Consider the following 19,645-nt stretch of genomic DNA (forward strand, 5'->3'; position numbering starts at 1 on the left):
AAATGTCTGACGGCTACCCCGCCGCCGCGCAGAAAGAAGCGCTGCGCCTCCTCTGCCACCACGACGGGCTGGACACCGAACGCCTGGCCGGCACGCTCGCCTGGCGGCTTGAGGCACAGGGCTTCATCGCCCAGGCCGGTGACACGTGGACCGCCACGCCGGCCGGAGCGGCGCGGCGTGACCGCTGAACCCGAGACCGCCGCCCTAGCCAGTCGGGGCGGCGGTCAGCCGTACGCCAGGCAGGGCCGGTGGATCGTCGTGGCGCTCGGCCTGTCCGTGCTGGCTGGACGCCGGCCTGGTCAAGGAAGCCGCCTGATCATCACTCGGTCCAGCGGCACGGCCCCGATCGCCCGCCATCGCGTATGATTTAGACGAGGATCGAATTAAGGAGCCCCGGATGACCGCCGTGACGATCCAGTGCTGCGCGCCGATCGCCCGCGAGCCGCTGTCGGAGGCCGACGCGGCCGACCTCGCGGTCCTGCTCAAGGCGGTCGCCGACCCGGTACGGCTGCGCCTGCTGTCGATGATCGGCTCCCACGCCGGCGGCGAAGCGTGCGTGTGCGACCTGACCGGCTCCTTCGACCTGACCGCCCCGACGATCTCCCACCACCTGAAGATCCTGCGCACCGCCGGGCTGATCGACGGCGAGCGCCGTGGCACCTGGGTCTACTACCGCATCATCCCGGAGGCGGTGAACAAGCTCGGCGCCCTGTTCGCTCCGCTGGGCGAGCCCGCCCGCGCCGACCTCGGACTCGCTCCCGCCTGACCAGCCGCGGCCGGCTCAGGCGGGTTGCTGGCCCAGTTCCCGTAGCAGCGCACGCACGCGCTGTCCGATCTCGTCCCGGATCGGGCGCACGGCCTCGATGCCCTGCCCGGCGGGGTCGTCGAGCTTCCAGTCCTCGTAGCGCTTGCCGGGGAAGATCGGGCAGACGTCGCCGCAGCCCATCGTGATGACGACGTCGGAGGCCTCCACCGCGTCCGGCGTCAGCACCTTGGGCTGCTGGGCGGTGATGTCGATGCCGACCTCGCGCATCGCCTCGACGGCGACCGGGTTGATCCGGTCGGCGGGCTCGGACCCGGCCGAGCGCACCTCGACGCGGTCACCCGCGAGGTGGGTGAGCCACCCGGCGGCCATCTGGGAGCGGCCGGCGTTGTGCACGCAGACGAACAGGACGCTAGGCATGGACGGGCTCCTTGAACAGGCGACGGCCCCACAGGCTGACGTAGACGAGCGCGACCAGCACGGGCACCTCGATGAGCGGCCCGACCACCCCGGCGAGCGCCTGCCCGGAGGTGACGCCGAAGACGCCGACCGCGACGGCGATGGCGAGCTCGAAGTTGTTGCCCGCCGCGGTGAAGGCGAGCGTGGTGGTCTTCTCGTACGGCAGGCCGATCGCCCGCCCCGCGAGGAACGACCCGCCCCACATCAGGAAGAAGTACGCCAGCAGCGGCACCGCGATGCGCGCCACGTCCAGCGGACGTTCGCTGATGGTGTGCCCTTGCAGGGCGAAGAGGATGACGATGGTGAACAGCAGGCCGTAGAGCGCGATCGGCCCGATCCTGGGCAGGAACCGCTGCTCGTACCAGTCGCGGCCACGAGTGCGCTCACCGAGCCTGCGTGAGGCGTACCCGGCGGCCAGCGGGATGCCCAGGAAAATGATCACGTAGAAGGCGATCTCCCAGGCCGACACGGCCAGGGTCTCCTGGGACAGGCCGAGCCACCCGGGCAGCAGGTCGAGGTAGAACCAGCCGAGCAGGCCGAAGGCGACGACCTGGAACACGGAGTTGAGCGCGACCAGCACCGCGGCGGCCTCGCGGTCGCCGCAGGCCAGGTCGTTCCAGATGAGGACCATCGCGATGCACCGGGCGAGCCCGACGATGATCAACCCGGTGCGGTACTCGGGCAGGTCCGGCAGCAGCAGCCAGGCCAGCGCGAACATCAGCGCCGGCCCGAGAACCCAGTTGAGCACCAGCGAGGCCGGCAGCAGGCGCCGGTCGCCGGTGACGGTGTCGAGGCGGTCGTAGCGGACCTTCGCCAGCACCGGGTACATCATCAGCAGCAGCCCGAGCGCGATCGGCAGCGAGATCTGCCCGACCTTCACCGACTCCAGCGCGGTATCGAGCCCGGGAAGCAACCGGCCGAGCAGCAGCCCGGCGGCCATCGCGAGCCCGATCCACACCGGCAGGAACCGGTCGAGCGTGGACAGGCCCGCAACGACGGACCGCGACGTCCGAGCATCCACGGTCACACCGCCGCCGGGGAGCCGAGGATGGCCGACAGCTCGCCCAGCGTCTCGGGGACCAGCCGGTAGTAGACCCACGACGCCCGGCGCTCCGAGGTCAGCAGGCCGACCTCCTTGAGCACCTTCAGGTGGTGGCTGATGGTCGGCTGCGACAGCTCGAAAGCGCCGGTGATGTCGCACACGCACACCTCGCCGCCCTCGCGGCTGGCCACGATCGACAGGATGCGCAGCCGTACCGGATCACCCAGGGCCTTGAACACCCGGGCGACCCCCGCGGCCTGCTCGGCGTCCAGTGGCCGGCGGGCCAGCGGGGGGCTGCACTCCAGGAGCTGCGGCAGTTCCATCTCCACCGTTCCTCATATCGACAGCCGTCGAAGTCGAGCACAGTCTATATCGATGGCCGTCTATATCCAGACCCGGTCAGTCGATCGCCGGGCTGCGGCGTTCCAGGAAGACCACGTCCCGCCAGACGCCGTGGTGGCGGCCGATGCGCTCTCGGATGCCGAGCATCCGGAAGCCCAGCGCCTGGTGCAGGGTCAGGCTGGCCGCGTTCTCCGGGAAGATCGCGGACTGGATGGTCCACACGCCCGCGTCCTCGCTGGCGGCGATGAACGCCGTCATCAGGGCCCGGCCGATCCCGTGCGCCTGGCAGCCCGGATGCACGTAGACGCTGTGCTCGACCACCCCGGCGTAGACGCACCGGCTGGAGACCGGCGAGGCGGCGACCCAGGCCAGCACCTCCCCGGTCGCGGTGTCCTCGGCGACGTAGCGGAGCACCTTGCCCTCACTGAACGTCGCCCAGTCCGGGGCGGTGGTTTCGAAGCTCGCGTTGCCGGTGTCGAGGCCGGCCTGGTAGATGGCCAGCACCTGCTCGGCGTCCTCGTCGCGCATGGGCCTGATCACCATGCCGGGCGGGGCCTTCGGCTTGGACGCCCGCACGAGGGCCGAGTGCACCCCGCCGCCGTGATCGGCGGTGAGCTCGATCGACAGGCCGACGAACCCGGCCTGCTGGAGCAGCCGCCGGTACTCGCCCACGGACGGCGCCCCGGCCGGGCAGCCCACCCGCCGCTCGGCCTCGGCCCGCCGTACCGGATCGGTGTCGTCGGCGCTCACGATGTCGCTGATCCCGAGCCGCCCGCCGGTGCGCAGCACCCGGAACGCCTCGGCGAACGCCGCGGCCCGGTCGTCGGAGAGCGTGATGACGCGGTTGGAGATGACGACGTCCACCCACAGGCCGGGCAGCGGGATGTTCTCGATCGAGCCCTGCAGGAAGTCGACGTTTCCGACGCCGGCCTCGGACGCTTCGCGCCTGGCCAGCTCCACCGTCTCGGCCGCGGCGTCCAGGCCGTAGGCGCGCCCGTGCGGGCCGACCCGGCGGGCCGACAGCAGCACGTCGAGACCACCGCCCGAGCCCAGGTCCAGCACCGTCTCCCCGGCGCGCAGCTCGGCGACCGCCAGGTCGGAGTAGCGGGTCACGATCTCGTCGTCGGCCATGATTCCTCACTCGCAGGCTGGGGTCGCCGGGACCGGCTTGCCCATCACCACGTCGGCGGCGGTGGGGAAGCAGCTCACGCAGGCTTCGTTGATCCGGTAGAGGCTCGACGTCCCCCGGTGCTCGACCAGGACGAAGCGGACCTCGGCCAGGATCTTCAGGTGGTGGGACACGGTCGACTGGCCGATCGAGACCGCCGCGACGATCTCACCGACGGTCATCGGCTCCCGCTGCCGGGCCAGCAGGGAGACGATCTGGATGCGGGTGGCGTCGGCCAGGGCCTTGAACCAGCTCGCGTACTCCTCGGCTTCGGCTCTCTCCAAAGGCTTCATCGTTAATCGACGATACTCGATCAAAGCGTGCCTTTCCAGCCCTCGGGCCCACGGGTCATCGGCTAGAGACTCCTCACCCCGAAACCCGGCTCGTTGTGCCGTCTCTGGCAGCCCCGCGGGTTCGCCACCCCGCTGACCTGGAGCAGCCCGCGTGGCGAGCTGCGGCTGATCTCGGTGATCACCTCGCTAGCCACGGCGGAGCCGGCACTCAGGGGCTACCGATTGAAGACGCTGCTGCCCGCCGACGCCCGTACGGCGGAGCTGCTCCGATCCACCAAGTGCAAGAAAACACGACATGTCCGGACTTACTCTGATCCAGCCGGAGACCGCGACCGGCCAGGCGGCAGACCTCCTGGCCCGGGTGCAGAAGACACTCGGCGTCACCCCGAACATGCCGCCCTGACCCTGGCCACCGGCCTGGTCCGCAACCGCGGTGACGACCTGGAGGCCGCCGCCCGGCACCTGTCCGAGGAGGAGATCACCGAGGTCATCGCGCACGTCGCGGCCGCTCTTGTTGAGGTAGCGCGTCCCGATCGACTGGCCGATCGTCCGCAGCACCGACTGAGCCGATCCCGGGGGAGCTGCACGATCCCCTCAGCCCCGCCGCTTGTACGGCGAAGCGACCCGCCTCGCCGTACAAGCGGAGCTGCCTCACCCGGCCGGCTTGGCGTACTCGTCGGCCCCGCCCGCGAAGTCGTAGGCGACGGCTTGCTCGTCGCCCACCACCCAGGCGTCATGCCCCGGCGGGCAGACGAACACGTCGCCGGGCCCCACCTCGGACTCGGTGCCGTCACGCATCTTCAGATGGATGCGCCCCTGGACCACGAAGCCGTTGTGGTGCACCTCGCACAGCTCGGTCCCGGCGATCGGCCCTACCGACTCCGACCACTTCCACCCCGGCTCCAGCGTGATGACGCCGAAGCTGAGGCCGCTCAGTCCCAGTACGTCCAGGTGCCCGCGCGGGAAGTCCCGGCGTTCATCCGGCTTGTCGATGTTCTTGACCTCGATCATGCTCTTCATCCCCTCTCGTCCTGGCGGGGCAGTGCGTTTCGAGCAGTCAGATCGTCAGCGGCACGGGATGGATCTCGTCGGCCGGATGCCCCGCACGCTGGTGGATGCGCTGGACGGCGTCGGCGTCCGGCGCATCGGACAGGCAGTAGACGAGCCCGGACTCCGGGTCGGCCCACGCCTGCTCGAAGGTGACCTGCTCTTCGTCCTGGATGGCCAGGTCGGCGTCGTGGGCCTGCTTGAGCTGGTCCGCGGTGATGCCGGTCATGCCATGGTGGACGTCCATGAATTTCATGGTTGCCTCCCAGTCCATGTCCATCCCAGCGTAGGACTGTTCCGGGCCGCCCGTTCCCCTGTGTTGGTTCAAGCCTGCCTATGGTGGACCACACCTTCAGGACGGATCCCCACCGTCGGTCCCTGTTCGGGGGCGGCGCAACGGGTGGCATAAGCAGGTGGGGACGCTCGGAGGGGGATGCGACGGCCAAGGTGTTGTTCGTCGTCTCGGCGGCTGACCACTGGACGCTGAACGACGGCACTCGCCCGCTACCTCGACTCGATCCAGGCCGAGCTGGACACCCCCCGATGCCTGGATGAGGTCGGCCAGAGGGGCTTCGACCTGGTCTTCTACCCCGGAGGGCACGGCCCGATGGAGGACCTCGCCCACGACGAGGTCTCAGGTGCGCTCCTGACCGGAAGGCTCGCCTCCGGCAGGCCTCTGGCCATGCTGTGCCACGGTCCGGCCGCGTTGCTGGCCGCCAAGGACGCCGACGGCTCATGGCCGTTCGCCGGATACCGGATGACCGCGCTGTCCAGCACCGAGGAGAAAACTCAACAGCTTCGGCCGCAAGGCGCTCTGGTTCCTGGAGGACCGGCTGCGAGAGAGCGGCGCGGATTACACCAAGGGCAAGATCCCGCTGGTGCCGCACCTCGAGACCGACCGCAACCTCTACACCGGCCAGAACCCGGCCTCGTCCGAACGACTCGCCCGCCGCCTGGTGACCGACTTGGGCTGACCCGGAGGACGCGGGTCCGGGGAACCCGTCGGAACCCTTCGGGAGACAGCACGGTGAAATGGCTACTCACCGAAGGAGAGGCGTTGAGCGCTGAGACGGTCGAGATCGACGACGGCGAACTGATCCGTCGTTCGGCGCATGACCCGGAACAGTTCGCCGCGCTGTTCGACCGCTACGCCAGGCAGATCCATCTGTACGCGGCCCGGCGGCTCGGCACGCAGGCGGCCGATGACATCGTGGCCGAGACGTTCCTGGCGGCCTTCCGCAGGCGCGGGACGTACGACCCGTCGTTCGCGCTGGCCAGGCCCTGGTTGTACGGCATCGCCACCACGTTGATCGCCAGGCATCGACGGCAGGAGGAGCGGCTGTTGCGGGCGCTGAGCCGTACCGGAGTGGACCCCTTGCCGGAGGAACTGGCCGACGCCGTGACGCGGCGGGTGATGGCACAGGGCAGGGAACGCGAGCTGGCGGGGGCGCTGGCGTCGTTGCCCCGCGGCCATCGGGACGTGCTGCTGCTGGTGGCGTGGGAGGACATGTCGTACGAGGAGGTGGCGCGGGCGCTGGACATCTCGGTGGGAACCGTACGGTCGCGGCTGCATCGTGCGCGGAAGAAGGCCAGGAACGTGCTCGGGGATGAGGAGCTGTGATGAGTGTGATCAAGGAGTTCCGCCGGAGCACCCCGGCGATGACCGACGAAGCCGCGGCTGAGGCCCGGGCACGGCTGATGTCGGAGATCCACGAGCCGGCAACCGTACAGAAGCCCCGCGTGGCGAAGCTCGGCCGGCGGATCGTGGTGGCTGCGGCGTTGGCCCTGGTCGTCGGCGGCAGCGTCGTGGTGTTCAGGGACCAGCCGGGCATGGCGCCGGTGGCCGGCGTGGCCGAGCTGGGCGAGCGCGCCGCGCAGGCGGCGGAGAACGATCCCACGCCCGCCCCGGGGCCCGGGCAGTGGCTCTACACCAAGGAGCTGCAACTGACCGGAGTCGAAGGTGACCCCGACCGCGACCAGCGCGACACCTGGGAACGGTGGACCAGCGTGGACGGCAAGCGGTCGGCCTGGTACCAGGGCGGCAAGCTGATGTTCCAGGGCAGTGCCGCCTTCGACCCGACCGAGCTCGGCAAGCCGCCGGTCACCCCCGGCGGGGTGATCGCCAGGATCGAGGCGGCCATCCTCGACGAGGACCGCCGGGGGCCGCAGGAGCTGAAGGGCCACGTCCCGCCCGAGCTCCTTTTCATGGAGGTCAACCAGCTCGTCTCCCAGCAGTGGCTGGCCCCCGCGGTGCGGTCCGCGCTCTTCCGCGCGCTGCCGGCGATCCAGGGCATGACGGTGACCCAGGACGTGCCCGTCGCCGACGGGCGGCGAGGCGTGGCGTTCAGCCTCACCGACGCTGAGGCGCGCAGCTACCTGGTTTTGGACCCCGAGACCTTCCGCTACCTGGGCACCAACTCGACGCGGCTGAAGGACCGGACCTACGAGGGGGCCGACGGCAGCAAGGAGACCTTCAAGGCGGGCACGGTGGGCCTGACCGCGCAGCTGGAAGCCAAGATCGTGAACCGGCCCGGCGACCGCTCCTGATCGGGACGGAACCCGGCTGACACAGTGGCCAGGGGACCGATGCCCCTGGCCGTTGGCGGAGAGCGTCGTGACAAGGGAGGGGCGATGGACACAGCGGATCGGTATCGGCGCTTCGCGGCCATGGAAGCTCGCCGGCATTCCGCGGCTTATGAGGAGCTGGCGGGACAGATCGCCGTGATGCCGGGATCGAGTACGGCAGGCCATGAGCCTCACCCAGACGAACGAGCCGGGCCGATGCGCCGTGCTGTTGCCGGTCCTCGCCGCACTGCCGCAGCCTCTGGCTCTGATCGAGGTCGGAGCGTCGGCCGGCCTCTGCCTCTACCCGGACCGCTACCGCTACCGCTACGACGACGGGCCGCTGATCGGCCCCGCCGAGGGACAGGTCGTCCTCGAGTGCCGGACCAGCGGTCCGGTCCCGCTGCCGGAAGAGGTGCCGGCCGTGGCCTGGCGGGCCGATGTCGATCTCAATCCGCTTGACGTGCACGACGACGATGACGTGCGCTCCTGGTCCGGTGCCGGAGGACGAGGCGGCCTTCGTCCTTGCGCTGGATGGGCGGCCGCTGGCCTACACCGGCCCTCACGGTCAATCGTTGACCTGGATCGGTTGACGGTCGTCCCAGCAGGGGGAACCTTCCGTCGTCCGATGGCAGGCGGCCCGTCGCGTCCGGCACGTAGGTGGATATATCCGGATACTCCGGCCGGGCGTGGCCAGGGCGACCAGAGCGCGCTGAGCGTCGCCGATTAGGTGGAGGAGCCAGCCCGCCCGGTGCACCGGGTGGGCCGGATAGATCGATCCCGCTCACCGCGGTGGTGAGCTCCCGATAAGCGGCCGCCAGGGCGGCGCGAGCCCGCTCGATGTTCATGCCACCATCGTGCGGGGACCCGCGCGCGGGACGGCAGCACCCTGCTCAGAGCGCTCGGACCTCGGCGAGTCGCTTGACCGAGTAGTCGTCGTCCCAGCAGACGGCCGCTTCCCAGGCGGCCGACGCCTGAGCGGCGATGTCGTGCGCCGCGTCGTCGAGGCCGGCGGCGTTGCCGGGCAGGACCAGGTCGAGATCGGGGACGTCGACGTGCGACTCGTCCCAGTCGATCAGCGCGACGTGGTCCGCGGTCATACGGACGTTGCCGGGGTTGGGGTCCCCGTGCACGACGCAGGTCTGCCCTCCGGCCAGCCGCGCCCACGCTGCCCGGCATCGGGCGACGCCCTCCGGGGGCATCGCGCCCAGGTCGATCTTCGTGCCGGTGTCGGCGTGCAGGAGGTCGGTGGAGGAACGCCAGCCTGGGCGCTGCGGCCAGCCCTTCGTCAACCGGTGCAGCTCGCGGAGCGTGTCGGCGACGCGGCGCCAGTCGTCCTGGGTCTTGGGCGCTTCGCCCTCCACGTAGGTCATGACCACCAGACCGTCGGCGAAGAGCCGGCCGTCCGTCGTCGGAATCGGCACCGGAACGGTCATGCCTTCGCGGTCGAGATGGACGAGGAGTTCGGTCTCCCACGCGAGGTCGGCGTCGCTCCTGGTGCCGAGACGGCCGACCGCGAGGCGCCCGTCGATGCGCACGCTCCAGACGTCGTTGGCGACCCCGCCGGCGAGCCGTTCGACGCGAGTGACGTCCTCGCCCCACTGCGCGAGTGCTTCCCACTTCATTGACCGGATCCTACGGGGTGGGCGAGCCGAGCAGCCGCCCTGGACGTGCCGAACCTTTCGCCGCCCCGCCGCTACCTAGGTGCATGGCTCACCTACACCCAGCGGTCAGGCTGGCGCGACGACACCCCCTGACCGGCTACTTCCTGCTGACCTTCACGCTCTCCTGGACCTGGATGGCGGTGGCGCTCGGCGTGCTGCGGCTGCCCATGCTCGGGATCGGCGGCGCGCTGGCCCCGCTGGTCGGGCCGGCCCTCGCGGCCTTCGTCCTGACGGCGCTCACCCAGGGCAGGGCCGGGATCCGGGACCTGCTGCGGCGGCTCGTGCTGTGGCGGGTCTCGCCGTGGTGGTACGCGATCGTCTTGCTCGGCTGGCCGGCGCTGCTCCTGCTGCTCGGCTTCACGCAGGGGGCGAGCGCACAGGCTCCGGCGGCGGCGTTCTGGGGACTCTTCCTCCTCATCCTGGTCACGGGCGGTCCGCTGGGCGAGGAGCCGGGCTGGCGCGGGTTCGCGCTGCCGCTCCTGCAACAGCGCCACGGTCCCCTCGCCGGAACGCTGGTCCTGGGCGTCCTGCACGGCCTGTGGCACCTGCCGGTCTACGTGCTGGTCCCCGGCTACAACGGCGCCCCGGCCGACCCGGCGGGCCTCGCGGTGTCGTTCGCGACGTTCGTCGGCGGCGTCACCGCCGGGTCGGTGCTGTTCACCTGGATCTTCAACAACACGCGCGGCAGCGTACTGCTGGCGGTCCTCTTCCACGCCGTCGGGAACGTCCTGCACAGCCTGGCCTACGAGCTGTTCCCCGGAGCGGATCTCGGGCACCTCGTGGCCGACCTCCGCACCCTGACCCAGGTCGGGCTGGCGCTGCTGGTCGTCGCGGCGACGCGCGGGCGGCTCGGCCACGACCGCTACCTGCGCGAGGTCCCGCCCGTCCCGGACGCCGGCCGGGCCCGGGTTTGGTCACCGTGACGATACCGCCCGCCGAGTTGGCTGGGGGAGCACCCGGCCCCGCAGCGGGTCAGCACCGTTCGCCCGGTCGCTGCCGCCCACCTGGCGACAGCGCGAGACCGAACCAGTTGGAGGAAACCCTGTGGATCCCCTACGGCAAGACGGCGGGCCGTACCTCGTGATGACGCAACCCGAAGCGCCCGACGACCGGACCCTTCTCTCGGCGATCGCCCAGGGTGATCGCGCCGCGCTGGTGACGCTCTACGAGCGGCACTCGGGCGTGGTCTACTCCCACCTCGTCCTGCTCACCGACGACCACGGGCTCAGCGAGGAGATCCTGCAGGACACCATGCTCGCCGTCTGGCGCGGCGCGGGCGGTTTCCGCGGCGACTCCTCGGTGCGGTCGTGGATCATCGCCATCGCCCGGCGGCAGTGCCGGGACCGGCTGCGCCGCCGGCGGCCCACCCTCGTCCCGCAGGAGGTGCTGGCCAACCGCCCGGCTGCCGAGCCGGGACCGGAGGAGCAGGTGCTGGGCCGGATGGCGGCCGGGGCGGTGATGACGGCCGTCGGCGCCTTACCGCGACACCACCGCGAGGTGCTCGACCTGGTCTTCAGGACCGGGCTGCCGCTCGCCGAGATCGCCAAGATCCTGGAGATTCCCGTCGGCACGGTCAAGAGCCGGCTGTTCGCGGCGCGGGCCGCACTCGTTCGCTCGATGCCCGAAGGGGGATACGCGTCATGACCAAGGCCTCGCCTCACCTGAGCCTTGAAGAGCTCCTCGCCCATGCCGACGGTACGGCGGAGCCGGCCGACCCCCACCTCGACCGCTGCCCGGCCTGCCGGGCCGAGCTCGACGCGTGGCAGGCCGTTGCGCCTGCCGTACGCGACAGTGCTCCTGCCGCTCAGCCGCACCCGCGGGTCCTGCGCGGCGTGCTGGACGCGATCGACGGCCCGCGCCGGGTCCGGCGGCGCGGGCCCGCGGTGCTGAGCTGGGTCGCGGCCGCGGCCGCGCTGGTGGCGATCGCCGGGTACGTCCTGCTGCCGCGCACCGCGTCCGCCCCGGTGGAGGAGGCTTTCGACGCCCAGCGGGTCGCCGCGATGGGCCTGCTCGCCACCGAGTGCGAGAGCCTGCAGGTGGCCGCGGGCTCCCTGCGGGTCGTGGACGGCTCACGCCTGGTCGTGCGTACGGCAGGCGGCAAGGACATCCGGGTCGACGTCGCGCCGACGGCCAAGGTGACCCGGCAGATCGCCGGGACCGTCGCCGACCTCGTCCCCGGTATGTCGGTCCTGGTACGCGGCGAGGGCAGCCGGGCGGGCGACACCCTCGCCGCCGGCAGCGTGCTCGTCGCGCCCGCGAAGCTGAAGCCGCCCCGGCTCCCCGGCGGGATGGGTTCGGGCATCACCGCGATGCTGGCCGGGCACGGCATCGCGATGGGCACGGTGAGCCAGATCCGGGACGGCGCGTTCACCGTGACGGGCGCGGACGGCGGCAAGGTGAAGGTCACCACGTCCGCCTCCACCACGCTCGTCCGGCAGTCCGCGGCGCGCCTGGCCGACCTGACGACCGGCAAGTACACCACCGTGGTCGGCACGCTCCAGGGCGACGGCACCCTCCAGGCCCGTACCGTGCAGCAGGACACCCTGACCGACGGCGACAAGCCGTCCAGGCCCGAGGGCCTGAAGCCCCCCGGCGGCCTGCCCAAGCCGCCGGGCATGAAGGACCCGTTCTCCGGCCTGGGCTGCGACGCCGACGCCATCGCCGGCACCGCACTCAACGGGACGCCGATCTAGATGATCTAGGGCTTCGGCGGGCAGAAGCCTCCGGCGATGATGAGCGCGGTGTCCGCCCGGTCCGCGTTGGCCGGCTTGAAGTTCGCCCGTTCGCCGGCCGACCAGGCGGAGCCGAGCAGCACGTGGCCGTCGGGGACCCGGTCGTATAGGCAGACGGAGTGGGCGCTGCGGTTGTAGACGGAGTCGACGGCGTCGTGCCAGTGATCGGTGGACGGCTCGGACAGCGGGATGGCGCCGAGCTCGAAGCGCTGGCGGGCCCGGACTTCCCCCAGGTCGGCCATCTGCCCTCCGCCGTCCCGCTGCCCGAACAGGCAGGCGTGGCCTTCGAGTCGTGGCGTCGAAGAGCGCCGGCGTGCGTTCTTCGGCCGACTCGGGCCAGCTGAAGGCCTGACGGCCGGGTGTCACTCCTCGGTTCCGGCGCCGCTCAAGCCGCTGACGATCCCCTCCGCGGTCATGCCCAGCCCGGGCAGCGGAGCACTCTCACCCGCGCGCAAGCCGTCCAGGAGGGTGCCGAGCAGGCGGTCCCGCAAGGTGGTGGCGAGCGCGGGGGAGAGGGCCGGAAGGGGCCGGGTGGCGACGGCGAGGAACAGGATCAGATCCCCCGAGGTCACATCGGGCCGGAGCGTGCCCTCGGCCCGGGCGGCGTCGACCAGGGAGTCCACGGCCGACAGCACGCGGGCGGCGGCCTCGCTGAAGCGGGGGCCGGACTCGACCTGGCCGCCGAGGATCGGGAGCATCGCGACGCTCTGGTGCTCGACCACCTGGGAGGCGAACGTCCGGATCGCCTCCCAGGCGGAGGGCGAGGAGTCCAGGGCGTCGGTGGCCGTCGCGGCGACCTGGTCCATGTCGTGGACGGCCACGCTGTGGATCAGGTCTTCGCGGGTGGGGAAGTGGCGGTAGAGGGTGGCGTTGCCGACTCCCGCGCGCTCGGCGATCTGGTCCAGCGGCGCGGCTGGGCCGTACTCCACGAAGGCCGCGTGCGCGGCGCGCAGGATCTGTTCGCGGTTGCGGCGCGCGTCGGCGCGCATCGGCGGATGGTCGGCCACTCGACGGCTCCCTCGATAAACGTGGACAAACTCCCCGCTTATGCTAGCGTGCAAAGGAAGCGGGGAATAACCCCCCGTTTTAGGCGGCAAAGGAGCAGGGACATGCGGTCGGTGGCATGCACGGTCGTGGGCGGCGGCCCGGCGGGGATGGTGCTGGGTCTGCTGCTGGCTCGATCCGGGGTGGAGGTGGCCGTCCTGGAGCAGCACCCGGACTTCCTGCGCGACTTCCGCGGAGACACCGTCCACGCCTCGACCCTCGGCCTGCTGGACGAGCTTGGGCTGGGGGAGCGGTTCGCCGCGTTACCCCAGCAGCGCGAGCGGCGGCTGACGGTCCGCTTCGACGACGGAGGCTTCGACGAGGACTTCAGCCGGCTGCCCGGACGGCACCAGCACGTGGCGCTGGTGCCGCAGTGGGACTTCCTCGACCTGCTGGCCACGGCGGGCCGGGAGTCGCCGCATTTCCACCTGGTCCAGAACGCGCGGGTGACCGGCGTGATCCGGGAGGGCGCGGCGGTCCGCGGCGTTCGCTACCTGGACAAGGGCGGGATGGTCCGCGAGGTGCGCTCACCCCTGGTGGTCGCGGCGGACGGGCGGCAGTCCACCATGCGCGACCTGCTCGGCCTCCGCCCCAAGAACATCGGAGCCCCCCACGACTGCCTCTACGTCCGCATCCCCCGCCTGCCCGGCGATCCGAAGCGGACGCACCTGCGCTTCTCCGCCTCCGGCGGCCTGATCATGATCAACCGGGGCGACTACTGGCAGACGGCCCTGCTGATCGGCAAGGGCGAAGCCGCCGCGGCCCGCGCGGACGACGGCGCCCGGACCCGGGAGCTGATCGTACGGCTGGCGCCGTACCTGGCCGAGCGCGCGGAGTCGATCGGAGCGGCCGACATCGCCGCGCTCCAGATCCGGATCGACCGGCTGGAGCGCTGGTGGGCGCCGGGAGTGCTGTTCATCGGGGACGCGGCGCACGCGATGTCCCCCATCGCGGGAGTCGGCATCAACCTGGCCATCCAGGACGCGGTGGCGGCGGCCCGGGTCCTCGTGCCCGGCCTGCGGAACGGGCACGTCACCACCAGGGACCTGGCCCGCGTGCAGCGGCGACGCCGGTGGCCGGCCCTCGTGACGCAGGGCATCCAGCGGGCGGCCCAGAAGCGGTTCGTCGCCGCCTCCATGGACGGCTCCGGAGCGGCGGCCGAACCGCTGCGCGTGCCGCAACCGCTGCGGACGCTCCGTCATCTGCCCGGCTTCAGCGGCCTGCTCGGCCGCCTGGTCGCGCTCGGCGTCCGGCCCGAGCACCTGACCGGCTCGCTCGCGCCGCTCAACGGCCGGTGCTAGGGAAGACCCCTGTCGATGCGGCCGCGCAGCGAGTGCAGGGCTTGCCGGAGCTCGGCCGGTTCGATGGCGGTGAGGTCGGCGTCGAAGGTGAGCAGCAGCCCGGCCACTCCTGGCCACGACCACGCGCCGAGCGTGAGCCGGCACGTGGTGTCGGTCTCGTACTCGACCGTTGACCCACCGGGGGCGAACCTGGCGACCGTCGAGGCCGGCAGGGCGAGTACGGCGGAGCCACGGCAGGGCCATTCGGCGGCGGCGTCTCCACGGTCGTGCGCGGTCATGACGAAGGCGACGGGATCCCCGTGCGGGATCGCCCGCCGGTCGAAGGGCAGGTGCGTCGGCGGGTGCGGGCCGATGCGGTCCACGCGCATCGCCCGCCACCGGCCCGCGTCCGGGTCGAAGGCGACCAGGTACCAGCGCGCGGCCCAGACCACGAGGTCGTGCGGTTCCAGCGTGAGCGTGACGGGTTCGCCGTCACCGGTGTAGTCCACCCGGACGAGGTGCCGCCGGCTGATCGCGCTGCCGACAGCACGGACGATCTCGGAGTCGATCGGTGGCGCGGGAAACTCCCAGTAGTTGCGCGCCGACGTGACCGTGAACGCCTCGGCGTGCAAGCGGCTGCGCGCGGGCATCGCCTGGTGCAGCGTGGCCAGAGCCCGGGCCGCGTTCTCGCGGATGCCGGACAGGACCGCCGGCACCGTCTGCAGCGCGACCGCCGCGGCGACGGCCTGGTCCTCGTCGAAGACCACCGGCGGCAACCGCGTGGCCCGGCCGAGCCGGTACCCGCCACCCGCGCCGCGCACGGCCTCGATCTCGTACCCGAGCTCCCGGAGGGTGTCGATGTCGCGGCGGACCGTTCGCGCCGAGGTCCCGAGCCGGTCGGCGAGGTCCTCGGCGGTCAGCGTCGCACCGATTCCGAAGATCGACAGCAGCTTGAGCGCCCGAGCGGAGGTGGCAGCCATGCTCCGATTCTCCGCCCTGTAGCGGACACTCGATGGCAATTATGCCCGCCATGGTGGCCGGCATGACCGCCACCTCGAACCTCCGCACCACCCAGGCCTCCCTGGCCCTGCTCGTGGTGCTCTTCGGGTCCTTCATGGACCTGCTCGACGCGACGATCGTCACCGTCGCGGCACCCGCGATCGCCCACGACCTGGGGGCGTCCGCCGCCGAGATCCAGTGGACGATCGCCGCCTACACCCTCACCCTGGGCGCGGGCCTCATCACCGGCGGCCGGCTCGGCGACCAGTACGGCCGCAAGCGGCTGTTCATGCTCGGGCTGGCCGGGTTCATGCTCACCTCGGCGCTGTGCGCGCTGGCCGTCGACCCGGGCATGCTCATCGGCATGCGGGCCGGGCAGGGACTGACCGCCGGGATCATGGTCCCGCAGGTGTTCGGGATCATCCGGGCGTCCTTCGCCCCGGCCGAGCGGGCCAAGGCGTTCGCCGCCTACGGGGCGGTCCAGGGCCTCGCCTCGGTCGCCGGCCCGCTGCTGGGCGGGCTGCTCGTCGACGCCGACCTGGCCGGGCTCGGCTGGCGCACGATCTTCTGGATCAACGTGCCCGTCTCGATCCTGGCGCTGGTCCTCGGGGCGAGGATCCTGCCGGAGTCGCGGTCCGCCTCGACCGCGCGGCTGGACCTGCTCGGCGCGTTCCTCGCCGCCGCGGGCGCCCTGCTCCTCCTGCTGCCGATCATCCAGACCGAGGCCTGGGGATGGACCTGGACCAGCTACGGCCTGCTCGCCGCCGGCGTCCTCGTCCTGGCGATCTTCCTCGCCTACGAGCGCCGGCTCACCGCCCGCGGCGCAGAACCGGTCTTCGACCCGGCCCTGCTGCGGATCCGCAGCTTCGCGGCCGGCCTGGCCGCCTCGACGCTCTTCTTCGGGGGCATCGGGCCGTTCTTCCTCACCCTCTCCGTCTACCTGCAGTACGGCACCGGCCGGACCGCATGGGCGACCGGCCTGGTGATCCTCCCGTACGCGCTCGGCTCGATCATCACCTCCGGGCTCGGCGTCGCGCTCGCCGCCAAGGCCGGCCGTACGCTCCTGGTCACCGGCTCCCTCACCGTCGCCGCCTCCCAGCTCGTCCTGTGGCTCGTCGTCAAGGACGGCACCGACCCCGGATACTGGCCCCTCGCCCTGGCGCTCCTCATCGGCGGCCTCGGACTCGGCCTCGCCGCCCCCATCCTGGTCAACGTGGTCCTCGCCGGTGTGCCCGGCCGCAACGCCGGCGCCGCGGGCGGGGTGCTCTCCACCGTCAACCAGATCGGCGCCGCGGTCGGCATCGCCGTCCTCGGCACCCTCTTCTTCACCGCCGCCACCGGCTCGACGGCCGCAGCACCGGCCTTGTCCGACTACAGCCACGCGCTCGGCACGGTCCTGATCGTCTCCGCCGCGCTCTACCTGGTCACGGCGCTGGCGATGCTCGCCCTCCCGAGGACGGAGCACCAGCGGTGAAGGCCGCCCCTGGGGCTGACCACCGGCCCCTCCTGGAGCGAACCCCCGCCCCAGAACGGCGGCAGGCATGATCGCGACGACCGCACGAGCCCGCCTACCGTCGACCTCGTCTCAGCAACCCGGGAAGGAAGCACGATGTCGCCGCACACCTGGGCCGCCACGGCCACGATCACCGCCCTCGCCGGTCTGAGCGGGGTGGTCTCGGCCCCTGCTCCCGACCGCTACCACCGGCAGCCGATCACCTGGCGCGCCTGCGCCACCGACCCTGCGGACGAGCTCGGCACCCTGCTCGACCAGGCCGGTGTCCAGTGCGCCGGCGTCACGGTGCCCATGGACTACCGCAGGCCCGCCGGCCGGACGATCACCATCGAGATCTCCCGTCTCAAGGCGCCCGACGCCACCCGCCGGCGAGGGGTGCTGCTGATCAACCCTGGCGGGCCGGGCGCCACCGGCATCCAGCAGGTCCTCCTCGGCAAGAAGGTGCCGGCGCTGGCCGAACGGTACGACCTGGTGGGGATGGACCCCAGGTTCGTCGGACGGAGCACCCCGATCCGCTGCCGATGGCAGACCGACACGTTCCTCCGCTCCGCCGGCCCCGACCGGCGTTCCTTCGACGCCGGCGTGGCCCTCGCCAGACGGCTGGCGGAGGGATGCGCACGCGACGATCGCAGCGCCCTGCCGTACGCCTCCACCAGGAACACCGCGCGGGACATGGACGTGATCAGATCGGCGCTCGGCGAGAGGAAACTGTCCTACCTCGGGTACTCCTACGGCACCTACCTGGGCGCGACCTACCTGCAGATGTTCGGCGCGCACGCCGACCGTGTCGTGCTCGACAGCGCGGTCGATCCTGAGACGTACGGCCCGCGCCTGCTCAGGCACAACGCTCCCGCGCTGGAGGCCGCGCTGCGCCGGTGGGCCGCCTGGGTCGCCGGACGCGACGGCGAGTACGGGCTGGGCGCCACGGTGCGGGAGGTGCGGGCGGCCATCGACAAGATCACCGAGAAGCCGGTGCAGGTCAACGGCCATCAGGTGGACGCCTCGGTCGTGCCGTACTGGCTGTTCGCGCGGCTCTACGACGACGGACCCGCCGAGTACGCCGCCCTCGCGAAGGAGGCCGCCGCCCTGACCGGACGCACCCCGCCGCCCGCGTCGCTGCTGGAGTTCCTCGACGGCCTGTTCACCGGCTCCGGCACGGCCGAGGACCGGGCAGGGACGCCGATCCTGTGCGCCGACCGCGCCGCGCCGACGAACCCGGAGCTGTACTACCGCGACATCCAGCGCCACCGGGCCGCGGAACCGCTGTTCGGGCCGCTGGTCCGCAACATCTCCCCGTGCGCGTTCTGGCCGGACACGCCGGTCGAACCGGCCACCAGGATCGCGAACGCCGTGCCCGCGCTGATCGTCGGCGCCGCGGGCGACCCGGCGACGCCCTACGCCGGCCAGCGGGCGATGCACCGCGCGCTGACCGGCTCCCGGATGCTCACGCTGATCGGGTCGTACCGGCACGGCGTCTACGTCTCGGCCGGCAACCGGTGCGTCGACACCGTGGTCGGCCGGTACCTGCTCGATGGAGTGCTGCCGAAGGCAGACACGAGCTGCACCGTTTCGTCCGCGAGGCCGGCGCCGCCGGGTTCAGACCAATAGCAGGGTCTTGCCCACCGCTGTGCGGTTCTCGATCGCGGCGTGTGCCTCGCCGGCCCGTTCCAGCGGGAAGGTCTGCCCGATCACCGGGCGGACGGTGCCGGCGGCGGCCAGCGACCTCATCTCCTCCGCCCATCGCGGCAGGTCCGGGCCGAACTCCGCCAGTTGCTCAAGGCCGAGTACGGTCACCCCACGGCTCTGTGCCTCCTCCGCGGAGATCACGGTGGGAGCGTCGCTCGACGCGCCGTGCACCGAGAAGCGGCCGCCGCGCGCCGTCACCTCGAACGCGGCCCGCCCGATCGCCCCGCCGACGCCGTCGAACACCACGGTCGGCCCCTGGCCACCGGTCGCTTGCCGTACCTGCTCGGTCCAGTCCGGCTCGGAGTAGTCGACCGCCGCGTCCGCGCCCAACTCCCGGATGAGCTCCAGCTTCCGCGCGCCGCGGGCGGCGCCGACCACCTGGGCGCCGGCCGCCAGCGCGAGCTGCACCAGCAGGCTGCCCACCCCGCCGGCCGCCGCTTCGACCAGCACCCGGTCGCCGGGGCCGATGCCGGCCTTCTCCACCAAACCCTGCGCGGTGCTGCCGTCGCTGTGCAGGGCGACCGCCTCCGGCAGGCCCAGCCCGTCCGGCACGGGGGACAGGCCGGCAACGTCGACCACCGCGTGCTCGGCGAAAGCGCCGGTGTCCCCGACATCCGCGATGACCCGCCGCCCCAGCCAGGCCGCATCCACGTCCGGCCCGACCGCGCTCACGTGTCCGGCCGCCACACCTCCCGGCACGTACGGCAGGGCCGGCCTGGCATGCCATCGGTCCACACCGCGCCGGATCTGCGTCTCGACGAACGTGATGCCCACCACCGCCACATCCACCAGGACCTGGCCCCGCCCGGCCACCGGGACCGGCGCTTCACCCGGCTCCAGCACCTCCGGGCCGCCGAACCGCGTCACTCTGGCCACTCGCATGGTTCTTCTCCTCTGATCAGCAAGCAACGCGGCCATCGTGCAACCTCAAGTCGCCTTGAGGTCAAACGTCAGCCGAAACGGAGGCCTCGCGCGACCAGGCCGAGCACCAGCGCACCCACCTTCCAGGCGTCATCGCCCCCCGATGCTCGGTGCCCTCGAAGCAAAGGCC

Annotated in this window: 21 protein-coding genes and 3 pseudogenes; 12 read left to right on the forward strand and 12 right to left on the reverse strand. The window is 71.9% G+C overall.

The window, feature by feature from the left end:
• Nucleotides 1-2 precede the first annotated feature (2 nt).
• Together ACIBG7_RS34700 and ACIBG7_RS34705 are read left to right on the forward strand one after the other, a co-directional pair.
• Nucleotides 3-188 (forward strand): hypothetical protein, encoded by a 186-nt coding sequence (locus tag ACIBG7_RS34700; protein ID WP_397338952.1) that lies wholly within the window; start codon nucleotides 3-5, stop codon nucleotides 186-188.
• 209 nt (nucleotides 189-397) lie between these two features.
• Entirely contained in the window at nucleotides 398-766 is a 369-nt protein-coding gene (locus ACIBG7_RS34705; RefSeq protein WP_357926038.1) for a metalloregulator ArsR/SmtB family transcription factor, read from the forward strand.
• A 15-nt stretch (nucleotides 767-781) separates the two neighbouring features.
• On the opposite strand, the gene ACIBG7_RS34710 is transcribed toward ACIBG7_RS34705, so the two are convergent.
• The 7 genes from ACIBG7_RS34710 to ACIBG7_RS34740 all read right to left on the reverse strand — a co-directional run bounded on the left by ACIBG7_RS34710 (nucleotide 782) and on the right by ACIBG7_RS34740 (nucleotide 5,361).
• Nucleotides 782-1,183 carry an arsenate reductase ArsC gene (locus tag ACIBG7_RS34710; RefSeq protein ID WP_397338953.1) on the reverse strand — a complete coding sequence of 134 codons (402 nt, stop codon included), beginning with the start codon at nucleotides 1,181-1,183 and terminating at the stop codon, nucleotides 782-784.
• Nucleotides 1,176-2,243: an ACR3 family arsenite efflux transporter gene (gene arsB, locus ACIBG7_RS34715; RefSeq protein WP_397338954.1), complete on the reverse strand. Its 1,068-nt coding sequence runs from the start codon at nucleotides 2,241-2,243 to the stop codon at nucleotides 1,176-1,178. The genes ACIBG7_RS34710 and arsB overlap by 8 nt, the downstream gene beginning before the upstream one ends.
• Nucleotides 2,244-2,245: 2 nt before the next feature.
• Nucleotides 2,246-2,587, reverse strand: coding sequence for an ArsR/SmtB family transcription factor (locus ACIBG7_RS34720; RefSeq protein ID WP_397339065.1), 342 nt, complete (start codon nucleotides 2,585-2,587; stop codon nucleotides 2,246-2,248).
• Between the two features lie 76 nt (nucleotides 2,588-2,663).
• Entirely contained in the window at nucleotides 2,664-3,737 is a 1,074-nt protein-coding gene (locus ACIBG7_RS34725; protein WP_397338955.1) for a GNAT family N-acetyltransferase, read from the reverse strand.
• Between the two features lie 6 nt (nucleotides 3,738-3,743).
• Entirely contained in the window at nucleotides 3,744-4,067 is a 324-nt protein-coding gene (locus tag ACIBG7_RS34730) for a metalloregulator ArsR/SmtB family transcription factor (protein WP_357926051.1), read from the reverse strand.
• A gap of 651 nt (nucleotides 4,068-4,718) precedes the next feature.
• Nucleotides 4,719-5,087 (reverse strand): cupin domain-containing protein, encoded by a 369-nt coding sequence (locus ACIBG7_RS34735; protein ID WP_357926056.1) that lies wholly within the window; start codon nucleotides 5,085-5,087, stop codon nucleotides 4,719-4,721.
• A gap of 37 nt (nucleotides 5,088-5,124) precedes the next feature.
• A complete protein-coding gene (locus tag ACIBG7_RS34740) occupies nucleotides 5,125-5,361 on the reverse strand; it encodes an SCO4226 family nickel-binding protein (RefSeq protein ID WP_357926059.1) in 237 nt (78 codons plus the stop codon).
• A gap of 330 nt (nucleotides 5,362-5,691) precedes the next feature.
• Here ACIBG7_RS34740 and ACIBG7_RS34745 point away from each other — a divergent pair.
• The 4 genes and pseudogenes from ACIBG7_RS34745 to ACIBG7_RS34760 all read left to right on the forward strand — a co-directional run.
• Nucleotides 5,692-5,787 (forward strand): annotated as a pseudogene (locus ACIBG7_RS34745) (type 1 glutamine amidotransferase domain-containing protein); the annotation flags it as partial.
• Nucleotides 5,788-6,171: 384 nt separating this feature from the next.
• Complete coding sequence (locus ACIBG7_RS34750) at nucleotides 6,172-6,735, forward strand: RNA polymerase sigma factor (RefSeq protein ID WP_397338956.1); 564 nt, start codon at nucleotides 6,172-6,174, stop codon at nucleotides 6,733-6,735.
• A complete protein-coding gene (locus ACIBG7_RS34755) occupies nucleotides 6,735-7,661 on the forward strand; it encodes a CU044_5270 family protein (protein ID WP_397338957.1) in 927 nt (308 codons plus the stop codon). The genes ACIBG7_RS34750 and ACIBG7_RS34755 overlap by 1 nt, the downstream gene beginning before the upstream one ends.
• A gap of 211 nt (nucleotides 7,662-7,872) precedes the next feature.
• Nucleotides 7,873-8,163 (forward strand): annotated as a pseudogene (locus ACIBG7_RS34760) (DUF2332 family protein); the annotation flags it as partial.
• Between the two features lie 406 nt (nucleotides 8,164-8,569).
• Here the strand turns inward: ACIBG7_RS34760 and ACIBG7_RS34765 are convergent.
• Nucleotides 8,570-9,301: a phosphotransferase enzyme family protein gene (locus ACIBG7_RS34765; RefSeq protein WP_397338958.1), complete on the reverse strand. Its 732-nt coding sequence runs from the start codon at nucleotides 9,299-9,301 to the stop codon at nucleotides 8,570-8,572.
• A gap of 83 nt (nucleotides 9,302-9,384) precedes the next feature.
• Between ACIBG7_RS34765 and ACIBG7_RS34770 the strand changes: the two genes are divergently transcribed.
• From ACIBG7_RS34770 to ACIBG7_RS34780, 3 genes are all read left to right on the forward strand, one after another.
• Entirely contained in the window at nucleotides 9,385-10,263 is an 879-nt protein-coding gene (locus tag ACIBG7_RS34770; protein WP_397338959.1) for a type II CAAX prenyl endopeptidase Rce1 family protein, read from the forward strand.
• A 160-nt stretch (nucleotides 10,264-10,423) separates the two neighbouring features.
• The gene (locus tag ACIBG7_RS34775) at nucleotides 10,424-10,984 is read left to right on the forward strand and encodes an RNA polymerase sigma factor (RefSeq protein WP_397338960.1); all 561 of its coding nucleotides are present in this window, start codon (nucleotides 10,424-10,426) and stop codon (nucleotides 10,982-10,984) included.
• Nucleotides 10,981-12,033: a hypothetical protein gene (locus tag ACIBG7_RS34780; RefSeq protein WP_397338961.1), complete on the forward strand. Its 1,053-nt coding sequence runs from the start codon at nucleotides 10,981-10,983 to the stop codon at nucleotides 12,031-12,033. Before ACIBG7_RS34775 ends, ACIBG7_RS34780 begins: the two co-directional genes overlap by 4 nt.
• A 5-nt stretch (nucleotides 12,034-12,038) precedes the next feature.
• On the opposite strand, the pseudogene ACIBG7_RS34785 reads toward ACIBG7_RS34780, so the two are convergent.
• Together ACIBG7_RS34785 and ACIBG7_RS34790 are read right to left on the reverse strand one after the other, a co-directional pair.
• Nucleotides 12,039-12,347, reverse strand: a pseudogene (locus ACIBG7_RS34785) (peptidase inhibitor family I36 protein); the annotation flags it as partial.
• 87 nt (nucleotides 12,348-12,434) lie between these two features.
• On the reverse strand, nucleotides 12,435-13,079 hold the full coding sequence (locus tag ACIBG7_RS34790) for a TetR/AcrR family transcriptional regulator (RefSeq protein WP_397338962.1): 645 nt from the start codon (nucleotides 13,077-13,079) through the stop codon (nucleotides 12,435-12,437).
• Between the two features lie 102 nt (nucleotides 13,080-13,181).
• On the opposite strand from ACIBG7_RS34790, the gene ACIBG7_RS34795 reads away from it, so the two are divergent.
• A complete protein-coding gene (locus tag ACIBG7_RS34795) occupies nucleotides 13,182-14,417 on the forward strand; it encodes an FAD-dependent oxidoreductase (protein WP_397338963.1) in 1,236 nt (411 codons plus the stop codon).
• Here the strand turns inward: ACIBG7_RS34795 and ACIBG7_RS34800 are convergent.
• Nucleotides 14,414-15,376: a helix-turn-helix transcriptional regulator gene (locus ACIBG7_RS34800; protein WP_397338964.1), complete on the reverse strand. Its 963-nt coding sequence runs from the start codon at nucleotides 15,374-15,376 to the stop codon at nucleotides 14,414-14,416. The genes ACIBG7_RS34795 and ACIBG7_RS34800 overlap by 4 nt on opposite strands.
• A gap of 62 nt (nucleotides 15,377-15,438) precedes the next feature.
• On the opposite strand from ACIBG7_RS34800, the gene ACIBG7_RS34805 reads away from it, so the two are divergent.
• Together ACIBG7_RS34805 and ACIBG7_RS34810 are read left to right on the forward strand one after the other, a co-directional pair.
• Nucleotides 15,439-16,869: an MFS transporter gene (locus ACIBG7_RS34805; protein ID WP_397338965.1), complete on the forward strand. Its 1,431-nt coding sequence runs from the start codon at nucleotides 15,439-15,441 to the stop codon at nucleotides 16,867-16,869.
• A gap of 135 nt (nucleotides 16,870-17,004) precedes the next feature.
• Entirely contained in the window at nucleotides 17,005-18,516 is a 1,512-nt protein-coding gene (locus ACIBG7_RS34810) for an alpha/beta hydrolase (protein WP_397338966.1), read from the forward strand.
• Here the strand turns inward: ACIBG7_RS34810 and ACIBG7_RS34815 are convergent.
• A complete protein-coding gene (locus tag ACIBG7_RS34815; RefSeq protein WP_397338967.1) occupies nucleotides 18,505-19,476 on the reverse strand; it encodes a zinc-binding dehydrogenase in 972 nt (323 codons plus the stop codon). The two genes, ACIBG7_RS34810 and ACIBG7_RS34815, sit on opposite strands and share 12 nt — an antisense overlap.
• Nucleotides 19,477-19,645: the final 169 nt, after the last annotated feature.

This window comes from Nonomuraea sp. NPDC050328, from assembly GCF_044459405.1.
Lineage (GTDB): Bacteria > Actinomycetota > Actinomycetes > Streptosporangiales > Streptosporangiaceae > Nonomuraea.

What these genes read in the sequence shown, in the direction of transcription:
- ACIBG7_RS34770 (WP_397338959.1), top strand. Translation starts at nt 9,385, where the DNA reads ATGGCTCACCTACACCCAGCGGTCAGGCTGGCGCGACGACACCCCCTG.
- ACIBG7_RS34765 (WP_397338958.1), bottom strand. Translation starts at nt 9,301, where the DNA reads ATGAAGTGGGAAGCACTCGCGCAGTGGGGCGAGGACGTCACTCGCGTC.
- ACIBG7_RS34730 (WP_357926051.1), bottom strand. Translation starts at nt 4,067, where the DNA reads ATGAAGCCTTTGGAGAGAGCCGAAGCCGAGGAGTACGCGAGCTGGTTC.
- ACIBG7_RS34780 (WP_397338961.1), top strand. Translation starts at nt 10,981, where the DNA reads ATGACCAAGGCCTCGCCTCACCTGAGCCTTGAAGAGCTCCTCGCCCAT.
- ACIBG7_RS34815 (WP_397338967.1), bottom strand. Translation starts at nt 19,476, where the DNA reads ATGCGAGTGGCCAGAGTGACGCGGTTCGGCGGCCCGGAGGTGCTGGAG.
- ACIBG7_RS34705 (WP_357926038.1), top strand. Translation starts at nt 398, where the DNA reads ATGACCGCCGTGACGATCCAGTGCTGCGCGCCGATCGCCCGCGAGCCG.
- ACIBG7_RS34710 (WP_397338953.1), bottom strand. Translation starts at nt 1,183, where the DNA reads ATGCCTAGCGTCCTGTTCGTCTGCGTGCACAACGCCGGCCGCTCCCAG.
- ACIBG7_RS34755 (WP_397338957.1), top strand. Translation starts at nt 6,735, where the DNA reads ATGAGTGTGATCAAGGAGTTCCGCCGGAGCACCCCGGCGATGACCGAC.
- ACIBG7_RS34700 (WP_397338952.1), top strand. Translation starts at nt 3, where the DNA reads ATGTCTGACGGCTACCCCGCCGCCGCGCAGAAAGAAGCGCTGCGCCTC.
- ACIBG7_RS34800 (WP_397338964.1), bottom strand. Translation starts at nt 15,376, where the DNA reads ATGGCTGCCACCTCCGCTCGGGCGCTCAAGCTGCTGTCGATCTTCGGA.
- ACIBG7_RS34810 (WP_397338966.1), top strand. Translation starts at nt 17,005, where the DNA reads ATGTCGCCGCACACCTGGGCCGCCACGGCCACGATCACCGCCCTCGCC.
- ACIBG7_RS34795 (WP_397338963.1), top strand. Translation starts at nt 13,182, where the DNA reads ATGCGGTCGGTGGCATGCACGGTCGTGGGCGGCGGCCCGGCGGGGATG.
- ACIBG7_RS34740 (WP_357926059.1), bottom strand. Translation starts at nt 5,361, where the DNA reads ATGGACGTCCACCATGGCATGACCGGCATCACCGCGGACCAGCTCAAG.
- ACIBG7_RS34735 (WP_357926056.1), bottom strand. Translation starts at nt 5,087, where the DNA reads ATGAAGAGCATGATCGAGGTCAAGAACATCGACAAGCCGGATGAACGC.
- ACIBG7_RS34805 (WP_397338965.1), top strand. Translation starts at nt 15,439, where the DNA reads ATGACCGCCACCTCGAACCTCCGCACCACCCAGGCCTCCCTGGCCCTG.
- ACIBG7_RS34720 (WP_397339065.1), bottom strand. Translation starts at nt 2,587, where the DNA reads ATGGAACTGCCGCAGCTCCTGGAGTGCAGCCCCCCGCTGGCCCGCCGG.
- ACIBG7_RS34725 (WP_397338955.1), bottom strand. Translation starts at nt 3,737, where the DNA reads ATGGCCGACGACGAGATCGTGACCCGCTACTCCGACCTGGCGGTCGCC.
- ACIBG7_RS34775 (WP_397338960.1), top strand. Translation starts at nt 10,424, where the DNA reads ATGACGCAACCCGAAGCGCCCGACGACCGGACCCTTCTCTCGGCGATC.